General features: G+C 70.2%; 14 protein-coding genes and 4 tRNA genes. 8 read left to right on the forward strand and 10 right to left on the reverse strand.

Annotated features, from left to right (window positions below):
• Positions 1-90: 90 nt before the first annotated feature.
• A complete protein-coding gene (locus tag AAD496_RS04385) occupies positions 91-495 on the reverse strand; it encodes a universal stress protein (RefSeq protein ID WP_349827426.1) in 405 nt (134 codons plus the stop codon).
• Positions 496-591: 96 nt separating this feature from the next.
• Here AAD496_RS04385 and AAD496_RS04390 point away from each other — a divergent pair, with 96 nt between their 5' ends.
• Positions 592-2,004 carry a class I SAM-dependent methyltransferase gene (locus AAD496_RS04390; RefSeq protein WP_349827427.1) on the forward strand — a complete coding sequence of 471 codons (1,413 nt, stop codon included), beginning with the start codon at positions 592-594 and terminating at the stop codon, positions 2,002-2,004.
• 231 nt (positions 2,005-2,235) lie between these two features.
• On the opposite strand, the gene AAD496_RS04395 is transcribed toward AAD496_RS04390, so the two are convergent.
• From AAD496_RS04395 to bcp, 3 genes are all read right to left on the reverse strand, one after another.
• Positions 2,236-2,311, reverse strand: a tRNA-Lys gene (locus AAD496_RS04395).
• A gap of 116 nt (positions 2,312-2,427) precedes the next feature.
• Positions 2,428-2,510 (reverse strand) — tRNA-Leu (locus AAD496_RS04400).
• Between the two features lie 48 nt (positions 2,511-2,558).
• Positions 2,559-3,029 carry a thioredoxin-dependent thiol peroxidase gene (gene bcp, locus AAD496_RS04405; RefSeq protein ID WP_349827428.1) on the reverse strand — a complete coding sequence of 157 codons (471 nt, stop codon included), beginning with the start codon at positions 3,027-3,029 and terminating at the stop codon, positions 2,559-2,561.
• Between the two features lie 127 nt (positions 3,030-3,156).
• Here bcp and AAD496_RS04410 point away from each other — a divergent pair, with 127 nt between their 5' ends.
• The 3 genes from AAD496_RS04410 to AAD496_RS04420 all read left to right on the forward strand — a co-directional run bounded on the left by AAD496_RS04410 (position 3,157) and on the right by AAD496_RS04420 (position 4,010).
• On the forward strand, positions 3,157-3,441 hold the full coding sequence (locus tag AAD496_RS04410) for a DUF3618 domain-containing protein (protein WP_349827429.1): 285 nt from the start codon (positions 3,157-3,159) through the stop codon (positions 3,439-3,441).
• A gap of 47 nt (positions 3,442-3,488) precedes the next feature.
• Positions 3,489-3,782 carry a GroES family chaperonin gene (locus AAD496_RS04415; protein WP_349827589.1) on the forward strand — a complete coding sequence of 98 codons (294 nt, stop codon included), beginning with the start codon at positions 3,489-3,491 and terminating at the stop codon, positions 3,780-3,782.
• A gap of 152 nt (positions 3,783-3,934) precedes the next feature.
• Positions 3,935-4,010, forward strand: a tRNA-Lys gene (locus AAD496_RS04420).
• 213 nt (positions 4,011-4,223) lie between these two features.
• Here AAD496_RS04420 and AAD496_RS04425 read toward each other — a convergent pair.
• Positions 4,224-4,910 carry a hypothetical protein gene (locus tag AAD496_RS04425; protein ID WP_349827430.1) on the reverse strand — a complete coding sequence of 229 codons (687 nt, stop codon included), beginning with the start codon at positions 4,908-4,910 and terminating at the stop codon, positions 4,224-4,226.
• A gap of 52 nt (positions 4,911-4,962) precedes the next feature.
• On the opposite strand from AAD496_RS04425, the gene AAD496_RS04430 reads away from it, so the two are divergent.
• Positions 4,963-6,099, forward strand: a complete 1,137-nt coding sequence (locus AAD496_RS04430; protein ID WP_349827431.1) for a hypothetical protein — start codon at positions 4,963-4,965, stop codon at positions 6,097-6,099.
• 109 nt (positions 6,100-6,208) lie between these two features.
• On the opposite strand, the gene AAD496_RS04435 is transcribed toward AAD496_RS04430, so the two are convergent.
• A complete protein-coding gene (locus AAD496_RS04435; RefSeq protein WP_349827432.1) occupies positions 6,209-8,278 on the reverse strand; it encodes a hypothetical protein in 2,070 nt (689 codons plus the stop codon).
• Between the two features lie 245 nt (positions 8,279-8,523).
• On the opposite strand from AAD496_RS04435, the gene AAD496_RS04440 reads away from it, so the two are divergent.
• A tRNA-His gene (locus tag AAD496_RS04440) sits at positions 8,524-8,596 on the forward strand.
• A gap of 327 nt (positions 8,597-8,923) precedes the next feature.
• On the opposite strand, the gene chrA is transcribed toward AAD496_RS04440, so the two are convergent.
• On the reverse strand, positions 8,924-10,213 hold the full coding sequence (chrA, locus tag AAD496_RS04445; RefSeq protein WP_349827433.1) for a chromate efflux transporter: 1,290 nt from the start codon (positions 10,211-10,213) through the stop codon (positions 8,924-8,926).
• Between the two features lie 210 nt (positions 10,214-10,423).
• On the opposite strand from chrA, the gene AAD496_RS04450 reads away from it, so the two are divergent.
• On the forward strand, positions 10,424-10,831 hold the full coding sequence (locus AAD496_RS04450; RefSeq protein WP_349827434.1) for an acyl-CoA thioesterase: 408 nt from the start codon (positions 10,424-10,426) through the stop codon (positions 10,829-10,831).
• 65 nt (positions 10,832-10,896) lie between these two features.
• On the opposite strand, the gene AAD496_RS04455 is transcribed toward AAD496_RS04450, so the two are convergent.
• The 3 genes from AAD496_RS04455 to orn form a co-directional block, all read right to left on the reverse strand.
• On the reverse strand, positions 10,897-11,805 hold the full coding sequence (locus tag AAD496_RS04455) for a DMT family transporter (protein WP_349827435.1): 909 nt from the start codon (positions 11,803-11,805) through the stop codon (positions 10,897-10,899).
• 1 nt (position 11,806) lies between these two features.
• On the reverse strand, positions 11,807-13,576 hold the full coding sequence (locus AAD496_RS04460) for a glycosyltransferase family protein (RefSeq protein ID WP_349827436.1): 1,770 nt from the start codon (positions 13,574-13,576) through the stop codon (positions 11,807-11,809).
• Positions 13,577-13,723: 147 nt separating this feature from the next.
• Positions 13,724-14,365: an oligoribonuclease gene (orn, locus tag AAD496_RS04465; protein ID WP_349827437.1), complete on the reverse strand. Its 642-nt coding sequence runs from the start codon at positions 14,363-14,365 to the stop codon at positions 13,724-13,726.
• A gap of 236 nt (positions 14,366-14,601) precedes the next feature.
• Here orn and AAD496_RS04470 point away from each other — a divergent pair, with 236 nt between their 5' ends.
• Complete coding sequence (locus tag AAD496_RS04470; protein ID WP_349827438.1) at positions 14,602-16,251, forward strand: DUF8094 domain-containing protein; 1,650 nt, start codon at positions 14,602-14,604, stop codon at positions 16,249-16,251.
• Positions 16,252-16,297 lie beyond the last annotated feature (46 nt).

A 16,297-nucleotide genomic window follows, 5' to 3' on the forward strand; every position in this document is an offset into this window, starting at 1 on the left:
AGGGCGCCTCGGCGGCGGTCACCGCTCCCGAGGCGCCCTGCCCTCCCGGTGTCCCGTGTAGGAGGGCAATGTCAGTGCAGGAGCGCAGTGTCAGTGCGGGGCCTTGACGGAGACGACGGGGACGTCGGAGCCGAGGATCAGGCGCTGGGCGATGGAGCCCATGATGAGTTTGCCGACGGCGGAGCGGCGGCGGGAGCCGATGACGAGCATGCGGGTGTCCGGGGTGGTCTGGACGGCGTCGAGGAGTTCCTCGGCGGCGTCCTTGCCGCGCAGGTGCTGCTCGACGGCGTGGTCGACGCCGGAGTCCTCGAGGACGGCGCGGAGGCGGTGGAGCTGGTCGTCGTCGCACAGGCCCTTCTCCTCGGTGGGGCGGGCCTCGCCGATGCCGGCGTTGATGGCGAGGAGCCGGTCGCCGTGGGCCTTGGCCTCCGCGAGGGCGAAGTCGAGGGCGGCGAGTCCTTCGGGGCTGGGGGTGTAGCCGAGGATGATGGTCATGGGGAGGGCCTTTCGCGACGACGTGTCGGTGATGCTGTGGCGCGTGGTCGACGGGCTGGACAGCGCTGCGTGCCCATCCTACGTAGGATTCTCCCCATGGCCTCCCACCTGCTCGAATCCTCGTCCTCGGAATTCTGGAACGCGCGTGCGCGGGGTGCGGGGGACGGCGCCGGGTCGTCGGTTCCGGATCTGCCGGAGTTCTCTGCCTGGCCGGAGGGGACACCCGTCGGTGCGATCGTCCTGGAATACCTGGCGGGCCGGGCCGCGGGCGTCCTCGACGTGTCCGGGCGGCCGGTGGAGGGGGCCCGCTCCGGGGACGGGCGGGCTGCGGCGGTTCAGTTGCCCGGGGAGCGCGGCGGGCGGATCCTCGTGGTCGACGACGACACGGGGGAGATCGCCCACGCGGTGCGCACGGTGCACCCCGAGGTGCCCCTGTCGGTGTACGCGGATTCCGTCGTGGCGGCCCCGGAGGTCGACGTCGATCTGCTGGTTCACGGTGGCGAAGCCGATGCGGAGGTCGGTCGGGGTGAGTCCGTCGGTGCTGGTGGCGCGGGGTCCGGTGGCGCGGTCGGTCAGGAGATCGACACCGTCGTGATGCATGCGCCGAAGGCGGTCGACACGCTGGAGGAGACGCTCCTGGCGCTGGCGGAGTCCGTCAAGACCGTCGTGGTCGCCGGGCGGGACAAACACATGAGTCGGTCGCTCGGCGAGGTGCTCGGGCGTCGGTTCGACCGGGTCGATGTATCGCCGGGGATGGGCAAGTCGCGGCTGTTGATCGCCTCGGAACCGCTGCCGCCGGAGTCGCGCGGGTACACCGCGCCGTACCCGCGCAGCGCCCGGATCCCCGCGGCGGCGCGGGGACTGCTGGCCGTGACGGTCCACGCGCACGGCGCCGTGTTCGGCGGGGTAAAGAAGGACCCGGGGACGGATCTGCTCGTGCGGACACTCGGCGAGAGGGTGCAGGCCGGAGACGTGACGTTCGGAGCCGGCGATGGACCCGGTGCCGGTGGCGCGCTGGAGGCCGGTGGCTCGCCGGAGGCCGGTGAGGGGAGTGGTCTGCGGGTTCTCGACCTGGGGTGCGGGAACGGGTGGTTGCTCGCGAACCTGGCGGTGCTCTTCCCGGGCGTGCAGTTGACGGGCACGGACGTGTCGCGGGCGGCGGGCGCCTCGGCCGCGGCGACGGTGGAAGGCCTGCGGGCGGAGGGCGACACGGTCGTGGCGGATGTCGGCTTCCACCTGGCGGATGCGGGCGAGCGGCTGCCGGAGGGGCGGTTCGACCTCGTGTCGCTCAACCCGCCGTTCCACGAGGGTACGAGCGTGACGAAGCAGACGGCTCGGCGGATGATCGACCGGGCGCATCGGTTGCTCGCCCCCGGTGGGTTGCTCGTCATGGTGTTCAACTCGCACCTGCAGTACCGCCCGGTGGTGTCGAAGACCTTCGGCGGTGGGAGGGTCGAGCAGTGGGCCCGCGACCGGAGGTTCACGGTCCTCGCCGCCCGGAAGGGGTGAGGGGAGCGCCCGCCTGCGTGGCCCTCCCCACCGTGATTGCGAGCATGATGTCGATCGACAGGGCATATGTCTCGTAGTCACAGGTGACGACGAGACATATGCTTCGTCGAACGACATCGACCTCGTAGTCCTGCACGACGCGGAGTGGTCCTGCACAGCACGGTCGCGGCCGGTACCGGGCGGTGAATGCGGAAGTGGCCCGGAACCGGAGTTCCGAGCCACTTCCAACGCTGGTGCGCCCTCTGGGGATCGAACCCAGGACCCACTGATTAAGAGTCAGTTGCTCTGCCAGCTGAGCTAAAGGCGCGTGCTGTTCCCGGCGGAGAACGCCGTGACAACGAGAAAATACTCTACACGTTCGCCAGACGTTCACCAAGTTGATCCGGCCGGAAGCGGCAAAGGTCACGTCGCTTACGGTAGTCGTGCGCGAGAGGGGACTCGAACCCCTACATCCCAAGGACACTGGGACCTAAACCCAGCGCGTCTACCAATTCCGCCACTCGCGCGAACCCGCCCCATCCTACCGGGCGGGGCGGGTGGGGCCGAGACGAGGATCAGTCGTCGAGTCCCAGCTTCTTGCGCAGTCGGCCGACGTGCCCGGTCGCCTTCACGTTGTACATGGGCAGCTCGACCTTGCCCTCGGCGTCGACGACGACCGTGGAGCGGATGACGCCCTGGACGACCTTGCCGTAGTTCTTCTTCTCACCGAAGGCGCCCCACTCGGTCATGACGCTCTTGTCCGCGTCGGAGAGGAGCGGGAAGTTGAGCCCTTCCTTCTCGACGAACTTCGCCAGCTTCTCCGGCTTGTCCGGGCTGATCCCCAGTACCTGGACACCGGCGGCCTGCAGGGCGGAGAGGCTGTCGCGGAAGTCGCAGGCCTGGGTGGTGCACCCGGGGGTCATGGCCGCCGGGTAGAAGTACACGACGACGCGCTGACCTGCGTAGTCGGAGAGGGAGACCTGGTTGCCCTCGGAGTCGGGGAGGGTGAACGGGGCCGGGACGTCGCCGATCTCGTAGCGAGGCATCGGAAGTCCTTTCGTCGGACGGGATCTGATGTACCCCACCAGCCTATCCGTGCCCTCGGAAGAGCCCGGGTAACCGGTAAGCTCACCGGTGAACAGGCTGACAGCGAACCACAGTGAGGACCTCCACATGTCCAGCATCGTCTACACGTCCGACGTGACGGTCGACAAGGCCAGCAAGGACCAGCTCGTCGAGTCCATTCGCCTGCGTGAACAGCGCATCGCGGCGAACGTCGAGGAGCTCATGGGGCGCATCCATCCCAAGACCCTGGCGAACAAGGCCGCAGAGGCCGCCCGGGGCACGGTCGTCGAGCCCACGGGTGAGCTGAAGACCGCGAACGTCGCACTCATGGGCGGCGTCGCCCTTGGCGTGGTCGGTGGAATCGTCGGTCTGGCGCTCGCACTTCGGAAGTGACCGTGGCCGACACGCACGGCGCCGGAACGAAGGAACTGCCCATCCGGATGCTCCACGACCGCCTGCTGGTCGACCCGGACACCGAGAACGGTGAACGGCGGTCCTCGGCGGGAATCGTCATCCCTGCGACCGCCGAGGTGGGCAAACGGTTGGCCTGGGGTCGCGTGGTCGCGGCCGGCCCGCACGTCCGGCAGGTAGACCTCGGCGACACGGTCCTCTTCGACCCGGACGAGCGCGCCGAGGTCGAACTCGAAGGCACGTCCTACACGCTGCTGCGCGAGCGGGACCTGCACGGAGTCCGGGAACCAGGGGCTTCCGAGTCCACCGGTCTGTATCTCTGATCACGGGCTTCACCGGGCGGCTGGGACCGCAACTCGACCGCCCGGTGAAGTGCACCACAATCGGTCCGGATTCGGCCGATCCGGCTGGACTGCGGCGCGCGAGCCGGTATAGTTTTCTTCTGTTGCCGACGAGGAATCGTCGGGAACAGCACGCGCCTTTAGCTCAGCTGGCAGAGCAACTGACTCTTAATCAGTGGGTCCTGGGTTCGATCCCCAGAGGGCGCACCAGCATTGGAAGTGGCTCGGAACTCCGGTTCCGGGCCACTTCCGCATTCACACCCGGTACCGGCCGCGACCGTGTCGCGCAGGACTACGAGGTCGATGTCGTTCGACGAAGCATATGTCTCGTCGTCACACGTGACTACGAGACATGGGTCCTGCGATTCGACATCATGCTCGTCGTCACGGCCGGCCGGGCGCCTCGGGCAGCTTCAGGAGATCTCAGCTGCGGCGCAAGGCCACCCACGCGATCGCGCCGAGTGCCACGACCCCGAGGCCGACGAGGGTGGGCAGCGCCCAGGACCCGCCGGGACCGTCGAGCGGCGTGGCGTTCGTGGAGACATCGGTGCCCGACGGGTCCGAGGCGATGGCGTTCTCCGTGCCGTCCTCGTCCTCACCGGCGGGTTCCGTCTCGCCGCCCTCCGCGACGATCTGGTCGGCGGACGAACCGAGCGGGTCGTTCGGGGCACGCGGCACCGGATCCGCGTAGTTCTCCTCGGTGATCGGGGCGCCGCCCCGATCGAGTCCGTTGTCGGGGTACGGGTCACCGTCCGCCTGGTTCGGGACGACCTCGTCCGAAGACGGGAACGGGTCCATCGGCTCGTCCTCGCCACTCCCGGTGTCGAGATCGTCGTCGGTCGGCCCCTCCGCCGAGGTGCCCTCCTCCGTATCGCCCTCCGCCGAGGTGCCCTCCTCCGTATCGCCCTCCGGCACGTCCTCGCCGGTGTCCGGGCTCTCCTGTTCCGGAGGATCGACGGGTTCGGGCTCTGGTTCCGGGGCGGGCTCCGGGTCGGGGAGGGGCTCTGTCGTGGTGTCGTCCCCGGTGTCGGTCCGGTCGGTGTCCTCCGTGGGCTCCGGTTCCGGTACGGGCTCGGACGATTCGGTCGGTTCCGGATCCACGGGAGCCACGGGGTCGCCGGTGGGCTCCGTAGTCGGTTCCGGCTCCTCGGACGGTGCGGACGTGCTGGGAAGAACGGTCGGCTCGGAGGTCGTGGGCTCGGACGTCGGGTTCTCGGTGGTCGGTGCCGATTCGGTCGGCGTCGTCGTCTCGTCCGGTGTCGTCGTGGACGGCGTGGGGGTCGGCTCCGCGGTGGTCGGGGACGCCGTGGGCCCGGCGGTCGGTGCCGCGGTGGCGGTGACCGACTCGGTGGGCTCGGGCGTGACGGTCGGCTCCGCCGAGGTGGGTTCTGCCGTGGGTTCGGTGGTCGCGGTCGATGACGGCGAAGAGACGAGAGTGGGCTCCGGGGCCGGGTCCGGGGAGATCGTGGATCCGCCGTCGGTCGAGGAATCCTCCGTCGGAGTCGGAGTCGGAGTCGGGTCCGGCTCCGGTGACTGCGTGGGCAGGTCGGTCGGATCGCCCGTGGGCTCGGACGTCGGTTGTGCCGTCGGCGGCTCTTCCGTCGTGGGTGGTGTCGTCGGGGTCGGCTCGGCCGTGTGCGTCGGCTCCGGCGAGGGTGAGGTCGACGCCTTCGACGTCATCGTCGAGATCGGTGTCCCCGGTTCCTCGTTCGCGTCTCCGGTCGTCGTGGCGGTGGGTTCCGGGGTCGGTTCCTCGGTGGTCGGAGTGGGGGTCGGTTCCTCCGTCGTCGGGGCGGAGGTGGGCTCCGCGGTGACGGTCTCCTCCGTCGTGGGCGCCGAGGTCGTCGTTTCAGTCTCCGTCGGCGTCGTGGTCTCTTCCGGCGTCGTCGTGGGAGCAGTCGGTTCCGACGACTCGGTCGGTTCCGAAGCTTCCGTCGACACCGGCGAGGTCGGCTCCGGGCTCTCCGTCGGTTCCGGGGCCACGGTGGTCTCGGGCGCCTCGGGAGCGGTCGGCTCCGCCGTGGCCGACGTGCTCTCGGTGGGCTCCGCGGTCGCCGTCTCCGTCGCCGTCGGCGTGGCGGATGCGGTCACGGGAGCCGGGGAGGGAGAGGGCGCCTCGGCGGCGGGAAGAGTGGGCGAGACCTCGCCGAACGCCGTCGAGGCGACGAGAGGGACAGCGCACACCGAGAGAGCGGCGGCGCCGGAGGCGACGTGGAGCAGCGCGGAGCGGGTGGGTTTCTGCGCGGGGCGCGACGTTTTCGGGGAGATCACTCAGGTCCTCGTGACGGAATCGTTATGAAGTCCAGGATAACGCACGGGTCCGAGCGGTCCTCGGGCCGCCGAACCACCCAGCCAGATGCCGCCCAGCACGGTTGAACCCAGCCCAGCGCACCTCAGCCCGGAGCACCTCAGCCCAGCGCCGGGTAGCCGCGGACGACCCCCGCGCTGGAGTCGCGCACGATTGCCGTCTCGGCGGTGTCGTCCGTCTCCGGTTCTGCGCCTGGGTCGGCGTTCGAGTCCGAACCCTCGCCCTCCTCAGGCGCGGACTTCTCGACACCGGTGACGGCCAGGACGGTCGCACTCGTGCGGTAGGCCGTGTACCCGTCGAGGATGAACGCCTCGTCGCCGCGGACCATGGGGACGAGGTCGCCGACGGGATTGCCGAAACTGACACCGTCCATCTCCCCGTCGCGCACGAGGGCGCCGCTGTCCATGTCGTAGAGGTACGGTCCGATGGTCGCCAGCCGGTAGCCCTGCCCGCGGTTCCACGCGGCACTGGCCATGAGTTCGGTACGTGTCGTGTAGGTCGAGAGGATGCGGCCGTCCTCGAGTGAGTGGACGACCAGCTGCACGTCGTGCCCGGAGTCGAGCTGAGCGCCCTCGGCGCCCCAGATCGTCACGGTCTTCCCGTGCCCGGCGGTCCGCCAGTCCATGAGGTGCAGGTCCTGGTCGTTCGCGTCGGTGGGGACCTCGAGCTCGACCTCGGTCGTCTGCCCCGTCTCCTCGTTCCACCGGTACACGGGGAACCCGAACTCGTTGTAGACGAGCGTGTCGTCGTCGACGGCCAGCGGGGTCGCGCCGGCCGGCGGCGTGGTGAGCGCTTCGAGGCCCTCGGCCCCGAGCGTCCACAGGTCGTTGTCGTTCTTGATCATCACGCTCGTCCCGGCGCTGGTGACGCGGGAGTCGGCGGGGATCTCGTAGTCGACGGGGGTGTCCTCGCCGTCGAGCAGCGCCTGTGCGTGCGTGCCGGCCCGCCAGAACAGGGCCTTGCGACCGTCGATGACGGTGTCGATCGCGAAGCTCGGTTCGCCCGGGAACTCGCCGGTGTACCGGGTCTCGCCGGTCGCGGTGTCGAGGACGGTGACGGTGGACCCGTCGGTGACGAACACGCCCCGGTCGCTCGCCGCCGTGCTCGCCCCGGCGGAGATCTCCGCCTCCCAGGCGGGCTCCGACGCGAAGCCGGGTACGACGACCTCCTCCTCGCTCACGACGAGGGCCTCCGCCTGGTCGTCGGCCGTCGCGGACACGTCGACCGGCGTGGTGGTCTCCTCGCCCAGGAAGTCGCGCACGCTCGGCACGAACCATGCGATGCACGCGACCACGAGCAACGCGACGAGCACGAGGGTGGGCACCGTGAAGCCGGAGAAGAACCGACGCCGGGTCCGGGGACGCCGCGGAGGCCGCGGAGTCCGGTCCGCGGGCACGGGTGAGGGAACGCGGGCGGCGTTCGCAGGCGTCGGGCGCTGGTCCGCCTGCCCGCCGCGCATGGTCTGCACCGGGGTGCCCGTGGGCCGGGCCGGGCCGGAGTAGGGGGTCGCCTGCCCTGGTGTCGCGCCAGGGGCACCGGGCGGGGGAGTGGGTCGGGCCGGGTCGACCGTCCGCATCGGGTTCCGCGACTCAGCTCCCGAGGCGCCCTGCCCCCGGCCCCGGACTGTTCCCTCGGCTGCCGCGGAGTCGGTGGTGCCGTCGCCGGTCGGGCCGGAGTCGGTCATCCCGGCGGTCGTCCCCGGGGTCGAGGTCCCTGGGGCCTGCTGACCTGCACTGATGCCTCCGGCGGTGCCTGCACCGGTGCCCGCGCCGGTGGGGTCGGAAGCGGAGGGCGCCTCGGCGGCGGTGGTCCGGTCCGGCGCCTGGAACGTGGCGCGGCGTGCGGCGGACGGTTCCGGGGTCGCGGCACCGCGGTCGTTAGGGGACGTGGAGGTCGCGGCGGTGCCCGGGGTGGAGCCGGTGCCCGGGGTGGAAACGGCCGGGTCCACGGAGCTCGCAGTGCTCGGGGCCACTCGCCCGGTGGAGTCGATGACGAGGTGCCGGCGCACGTTCCGGTCGTCGATCGCGACGTCCAGCGTGATCCCTTCCCGTCGTGCCGTCGCGCTCAACCGGGCCATCGCGTCGCCGAGGTCCGGGTGGTGCGAGGACGTGCCGCCGAAGGTCAGATCGACGGATCTGTCGTCGGCGACGGTCAGGAAGGCAGCGGTCATGAAGTCCTCACGGGAACAGGTGGGCGTACGAGCCCCAATGGTACGAGCGTCCGGGTGGGAGGGCGCTGTCAGGAACCCGGTCGATACCTCATCGTTGTACGCGGGAGTAGGGTGCGGGCTCCGGCGCCGGCTTCGGGGAGGGGACCGGATCCTCCTGTGACGCGGATCATGGGGGGCGGGTTTGGCCGAACGACCGTGGTGTGGCTAAGCTTGTTCCCGCTGCGAAATTCCGTTTCGCGCAGATGGTGCCCGTAGCTCAGTCGGTAGAGCACCGCGTTGTGGTCGCGGGGGTCGCGGGTTCAAGTCCCGTCGGGCACCCTGTCGCAAGACACCAGGTCGAAGGCCCGGAACCGTTCGGTTCCGGGCCTTCGTCGTGTCCGGGTCGCGTGTGCTCCTCGCGAATCCGATCGAGAAGGCACATATGGTCGGATTCAGGCCTCGGATCCGACCATATGTGCCTTCTCGATCGGATTCGCGAGGAGCACACGCGACCCGGACACGACGAAGGCCCGGAACCGTTCGGTTCCGGGCCTTCGTCGTGTCCGGGTCGCGTGTGCTCCTCGCGAATCCGATCGAGAAGGCACATATGGTCGGATTCAGGCCTCGGATCCGACCATATGTGCCTTCTCGATCAGATGGGAGACCTCAGAGCGCGAGCGCGCCGAGGACCGCCGCGCCGAGCACCACGGCCCAGGCGGGGACCCGCCACACCGCGAGTGCCACGAACGCGACCGCGCCGATCACCATCGTCGTGACCCCGGTGATCCCCTGGACGAAGACGGGGGAGTAGAGCGCGGCGGCCAGCAGACCGACGACCGCGGCATTCACCCCGGCCAGCGCCCGCCGGACCGGTCCGATCTGACGCAACCGCTCCCAGAACGGCAGGGCCGCGAGCAACAGGAGGACCGCCGGCAGGAAGATCGCCAGCAGTGCGACGAGTGCGCCGAGAACCCCGCCGGGCCCCTGTCCGCTCACCGTGCCGAGGAACGACGCGAAGGTGAAGAGCGGACCCGGCACCGCCTGGGCCGCGGCATAGCCGGCCAGGAAGTCGTCGGCGGTCACGGTCCCGGCGGCCACCGTCTGCGTCTCCAGGAAGGGCAGGACCACGTGCCCGCCGCCGAACACGAGGGCACCAGCGCGGTAGAAGGTGTCGACGGTCGCCACGAGTCCGTTCCCGGTCGCCGCGGCGAGGGCCGGGAGTCCCGCGAGGAGGGAGAGGAAGAGGACCGCGGCGGTCAGGGCGAGGCGGCGGGCGCCTCGGGAGCGGGAGGGGGACGGAGCCGTCGCCGAGGCGCCTGCGGAGTCCGCAGCACCCGCGCCGTCGGCAGAGTCGTTCGTGGGGTCGTCGTCCGCGTCGTCCTCCGCGGAATCAGTCGCAGCGTCCGGCACGCGGACCCACATCCAGCCGAGGAACGCGGCCAGCGCCACGACCGCCACCTGCGCCCAGGACTGCGGGACGAGGACGACGACGGCGAAGGCCCCGAGCGCGATGCCCGCCTTCAGCCGGCCGGTCGCCAGGTTCCCGGCCATCCCGAGGACGGCATGGGCGACGACGGCCACCGCCGCGGCCTTGATGCCGTGGAGCCAGCCGGTGCCGAGCATCGCGCCGAGTGCGGAGTCCTCGAGCGCGATCATCCCGTACGCGAAGGCGACGAGGAGCACCGCCGAGGGCAGGGTGAACGCCAGCCACGCGAGGAACATGCCGGGATAACCGGCCCGCCGGTGTCCGAGCGCCATCCCCACCTGGGAGGACGCGGGGCCCGGCAGGAACTGGCAGAGCGCGACGAGGTCCGCGTAGTCGGCATCGGTGAGCCAGGACCGGCGGCGCACGAACTCCTCGCGGAAGTACCCCAGGTGCGCGACCGGTCCGCCGAAGGAGGTGAGGCCGAGGCGGAGGAAGACGAGGAACACCTCGGTGGCGCGACGCAGATCCATGCCCGCCATCCTGCCCGGAGCGGCCGACAGGACGAAAACGACAGGTGACGGGACGGTGGCGGGGACCCGGCGGGAGGGTGAACACGGGAGGAGCGAGGGGTGGGCCGGGGGAGAGATCCTGCGTGGGTCCGGACCGACGCCGACGTGTATCCGGAGGCGGACGACTCCCCGAGCCCGACCCGGGACGGGTCCGTCGTCTACGGTGGCGGTATGACGAACACCACATGGACCCGCACCGTCCCGCTGCGTTGGCGCGACTTCGACCCGCTCGGCCACATGTACCACGGCGAGTACCTGGCGCTCTTCGACGAGGTGCGTACACCGTTCCTCGACGAACTCGTCCTCGACGGCACCGACTACAGCTACGTGCTCGGGCGGATCGAGATCGACTACGTCTCCGAGATCGCCCACGGCACCGCCAAGACGGTCGACGTCGAGGTCACCGTCCAGCGCATCGGTTCGAAGAGCATCCGCACCCGCGAGGTCATGCGCCGTCCCGACGGCGAGGTAGCCGCCCGTATCGAGGCCGTGAGCGTCCTCTGGGACCCCGAGGCCCGCGGGTCCGCCGCCCTCACCGACGCCCAGCGCGCCGCCCTGGAGCCGTACCTGGAGGGCTGACCCGAATCGAGATCCTTCGGTTCCCGACGCGCTATGTGGTGTGGCCGACGTGGCGGAGGGCGGTGTCAGGTGGAGGGCGCCTCGGCGGCGGGGTTGCGGGAGGTGTACCGCGGGGTCCGGCGGGGACGGGAGACCATGACGACACCGAGCACGATGACGACCCCGCCGACCACCTGCATGACGGTGATCGGCTGCCCGACGAACAGGCCCGCGATCGCCGCGAAGAAGGGGAGCAGGTTGAGGAACACCCCACCGCGGGCCGCGCCGATCCCGCGGATCCCGACGTTCCACATGAGATAGGACAGCACCGAGGGGAAGACCGCGATGAAGAGGATCCCCCACCAGTTCTGCGCGGCGGCCGGGAGCGGGGGAGCGACGACGAGGGCGACCGGGACGAGCACGGCCGTTGCGATGAGGGACTGCACGGCCGTCGCGGAGACGACAGGCGACCGGACGGTGCGGCCGGCGACGGTGTAGGTCACCCAGGTGAGGACCGCGGCGGTCATGATGAGCTCGCCGGTCCCGAAGGCCAGCGAGAACCCGTCGCCTAACCGCACGAGTACGAGCACGACCCCGAGGAGCGAGACCGCGAGACCGAGGATCGCGGTGCGGCGCAACCGTTCCCGGGAGATGAGAACGGCACCGACGGCGATGAGCGCCGGGCTCACCGCGTTGAGCAGCGAGGCCGAGGTCGAATCGGTGAACGACAGGGCGAGATAGGTGAGGAACCCGTACCCGATGAGGCCGAGGACCGCGAGGACCAGCAGACGAGGCCACTCGCGGAAGACGTCCGGCCAGTGCGGACGCTCCATGAGGTGGGCGAGGACGAACAGCGGAAGCGTCGCGATCGCCCAGCGCACGGTCGTGAGGAACAGCGGGTCGACGGAATCGGCCAACAGGCCGCCCACGACGAAGTTGCCGGCCCAGAAGACGTTCGCCAGGACCAGGAAGACATAGTTCTTCGCGTCACTCACATCACGCCACTGTACGAGCTTCCCGGGGGACGGCGTCGCGGAGGTCCGGTCCGTGGGCCGGTGCGTGGTCGGCGGCCACCTTCTCGGTGACGGCGAAGGTCTCCCGGTAGCGGCCCAGCAGCAGCCGCGCCTGCGAATACACCGCCGAGGTGCCCTGGAACCCCATGATCGTGAGCGGGTACAGCAGCCACTGGAGGTACATGAACGGGTGTCGGCTCCGCGGGTGGTGCACGGGGCGCGGGGGCAGCAGGTCGCGGTAGACGAGGATCGACACGAACAGGCTGATCATCGCGACCTGTTGGACGGCACCGACGAGGAAGGGCATCTCGGAGGCCAGGGCGTCGAACTCGCCGGTGCCCTTCATCGCGAGGAACGGGACCCAGCCACCGAACGCGATGACGAAGGGCACGGACGCCTGGGTGACGTGGCCGTCGAGGAGGAACCACAGGCGGTACAGGCCGGCGAGCAGGAACCGCCACCGGATCCCGCGGGCGGTGACGGCGTGACGGAGGACGTTCGTCGCGACGAAGGGCACGTCCGAGGCGCCGTACGACCAGCGGCTCAACTGCTTGTACTGGGCGACGAGGGTGGGGCGCAGTGTACCGGCGAGCACGGCGTCCTGCCCGATCGGCACGTGGATCGGGACGACGCCGTAGTCCCCGCGGAAGTGGAACCACGACCGCCAGTACTGGTGTCCGTCCTCGACGATCGTGCGGACGGACCAGTAGTCCATCGACTCCAGGGCGTCGAGGGGCTGGGTGTGCGAGGCGAAGTTCCGCAGGGCGTTCGGCCGGACCGAGACCGTGAGATTCCAGAAGCAGTTGGACGCCGCGACGACGCGCGTGATCGCCGGGGCGTCCCAGATGTTGTTGAGGTAGAGGGACACCGGCTGGAAGGACAACCGGGACCGGTCGGGCCGGGTGACGAACTCGTAGGCCACGTTGTCGAAGTACGACTCGTGCGGGCGGTTGTCACAGTCGAGCGAGGTGACGAGGACACGGGCGGAGTCGAGACCGTGGTCCCGGACCCAGGTCGACAACCGGCGGGCGGCGAAGGTGATGTTCGCGCCCTTGCCCGCGAGTTCGTCGGGCAGATCCGCCGGGTGCATGACGGGCTCGAAGGCGGCGAAGCGGTGACCGTACTCCGCCTTGAGACGGTGGACGGTCTCCCGGATCGGGTCGCCCCCGCGTTCCTCGTAGGCGAAGAAGAGGATCATCCGCTCCCCGGGCGTCGTCGAGTTCACGAGAGCCCGGACGGTCGGTTCGATCACCTCGTAGGGCTCGCGGTAGGCGGCGAGGACGATGGCGTGGTGGACGGTCTCCGGGTCGAGGACCTCCCCGCTGCCCTGCCGCACGCGGGCGAGGACCTGCCGGTGGTGGTCCTGCCGGAAGGCATGCGGGGGAGCCGGGCGGTCGCGCCGTCCGGCCGCGGCCCACCGGATGTCCTCCAGCCGGGCGCGCCAATCGACCCGACAAGCTGCGCGGTACCGCAGGTGCCCCCGCGTGAGGTCGACCGCGCCGCGCAGACCACGGACGAACATGACGAGGACGACGGCGAGGACGTAGTAGGCGCCCCAGCGCGGATCGAGGAACGGTAGGACGAACACCGCGAGGAGGAGCGTGCCGCTCACCAGGGCCGGGAGCATCTCGAACAGTCGGTAGGCACGGGTACGGCGGCCGAGTGGGATCTCGTTCGTGGCGGTGCCCACCCGGGCGGCCGGGGCGTGGAGGACGGAGGCGGACGACGTGACCGGGGTGCGGAAGTCCCTCATGAGGACAGGGTGCGTTGTCCGTGCGAACCGCCGGTGAGGACCGTGTGAAGTTCCCGGGTCGGTCCGGTGACGAGTGTCACCGGACCCGACGGTCAGGACCCGGCGTGGTCAGGACTGGGTGCGGTCAGGACTCGACGTGGTCGGGGTTCAGGCGTCCGCGTCCGAGACGCCCGCCCCGGTGGCGTCCGGACGTGCGGCGACGACGGCCTCCGCGGCGGCCTGGGCCTCGTCGGAGGTCGGACCCCCGTCCTGGCGGAAGACGATGGAGCGGTAGTACTTGAGCTCCGCGATCGAGTCCTGGATGTCCCCGAGGGCCCGGTGGCCACCGGTCTTCTCCGGGGCACGGTAGTAGGCACGTGGGTACCAGCGCTTGGCCAGTTCCTTCACCGAGGAGACGTCGATGATCCGGTAGTGCAGATGGTCGACGAGCTCGGGCATCTGGCGCTGCAGGAAGCCCTTGTCCGTACCCACGGAGTTGCCGCCGAGCGGGGCCTTGCCGGCCTCCGGGACGTACGTGCGCACGTGCTCGAGGACCTGTCGCTGGGCGTCGGCGACGGTGGTGCCGTGGGCCAGTTCCGGCAGCAGACCGGACTTCGTGTGCATGTCCGTCACGAAGTCGTTCATGTTGTCCAGGGCGGTCTGCGAGGGCGCGATCACCACGTCGATGCCCTCGTCCAGCACGTTGAGCTCGAAGTCGGTGACGTGCACCGCCACCTCGATGAGCTCATCCGTGCCGAGCTCCAGGCCTGTCATCTCGCAGTCGATCCACACGATTCTGTCGTTGCTCACGGTCCCCACTCTACGAGGTGGGACGGACACACTTCCGGGAGGAGGGGAGAAAGGGGAAGGGGCCGGCGCCTCGGCGGCGGGTGGTGGCGCAGGTCACGGCCGTGCTGAGGAAGCTGTCAGACGCGCCCGATAGCGTGATCCGCCGTCGACTGCCGAATGGCGTCCGAGGCCCGCCGTATCCTGGTCGGGCCGGTGGAAGTCGGCGGACGGACCGAACAGAACCGAAGGGAACCCACGTGCGCTACATCTTCTCCGCACTGTTGCTCGTCGCCGGGCTCGTGGTCGGTGGGCTGGGGATCGCCCAGCAGACCGTCTGGGCCCCGAGCGAGAGGATCAGTGCCTCCGCCCAGGTGGACGGGGACGCGCCCCTGCTGGTCATCGACCCCGGTGTGCTCAACCTCTACGACACCCCGGCGGAGCTCACCGTGACCGGTGAGGGCGAGATGGAGATGGCCCGGGCGACCAAGGAGTTCGTGGACGCCTGGGTGGCGGAGTCCGAAGTCACCACCGTCACCGGCCTCGCGTCCGAGGGCGTGCTCGCCACGACGACCGCGGGGGAGGGCGGTGCCCGGCCACTGTCGACCGGGGACACCTGGGACGCCCTGCACACCGGCGACGGGGAGATCACACTCGACTGGGACGAGGAGCCGGAGCGCACCACCTTCCTGATCGCCACCGACGGTGAGGCCCCGGCCGCCGACTCCGTGACGATCACCTGGCCGAACAACACGGACACCCCCTGGGCCATGCCCCTCATGATCGGCGGTGGCGTGCTCGTTCTCGCCGGTCTCGTCCTGCTCGGCACCGGGATCGTCCGGACCCGGAAGATCCGGGCCCGGGAGGCCGAACGGGTGAAGCGTCGCAAGAAGCTCGCCGAGACCGGGATGGCCATGATCGCCGTGCCGGCGCTCGCCCTGGCCGGGTGCGGCCCGCAGGAGGAACTCCCGACGCCGCAGCCGGCCGCCCCGCCGACGACCGCGCCCGCCTCGATCACCGATGCACAGGTGGAGGAACTCCTGGCCGACACCGCCTCCGACGTGCAGAAGGCCGACGAGGAGCTCGACCCCAAGCACATGGTCGACCGGGCCGCCGGTCCCTTCGTCGATCAGCGGCGCGCCGCCTACTCCGCGAAGAAGGGCTGGGACGACGCTCCCATTCCCCCGGCGATCGCCGACGAGGAGATCCTCGTCAACTGGACCAACCAGACGGACGAGTGGCCACGGCAGACGGCAGTGATCGCCCAGGACCAGGAACTCGAACAGACCCAGTACCTCCTGTGGGAGCAGCCCACGCCCCGGGCCTACTACAAGCTCCAGGTCCAGACGGTGCTGCTGCCCGGTACGGAACTGCCCACGATCCCCGACCCCCGTCTGGGCGCCCCACCCGTGGCACTGGACTCCGAGGACCTCGTGATGAAGCCGCAGGACGTCATGAAGAACTACGCGGACCTCCTGGAGGAACGCAGTGACTCCGACTTCCGGGCGGCCTTCGCCGACGACCGGTACCGCGTCAAGCGGGCCACCGACGAGAACGACCTGGTCGACGCCCTGTCCGAGGGCAACGCCAGCGCGGAGTTCGAGTACACGGCACCCGAGGACCAGGAGGTCTTCGCACAGGCCACCGAGGACGGCGCGGCCATCGTGTCCGGTGTCATCGAGTGGACCGAGACGATGAAGCCCGAGGTCGGCGAGGGCGGGACCGGCGAACTCACGCTGGGCACGCCGCAGAAGGAGATGTCCGGGACGGAGACCACGAGCGACGAGGTGACGACCACCCACGTCATGGAGATGACCTTCCTCGTACCGTCGAAGGACGCCCCGGAGGAGGAACAGAAGGTGCAGCTCATCGGCACCGCCGACACGGTTTCCTCCGTCGAGCTCGAATGACCCGACTGTGTCCGACCCTGCCCGGACGCCTCCACCGCCCACCTCG

Source organism: Brevibacterium litoralis (assembly GCF_040212315.1).
GTDB classification, from domain to species: Bacteria; Actinomycetota; Actinomycetes; order Actinomycetales; family Brevibacteriaceae; genus Brevibacterium; species Brevibacterium litoralis.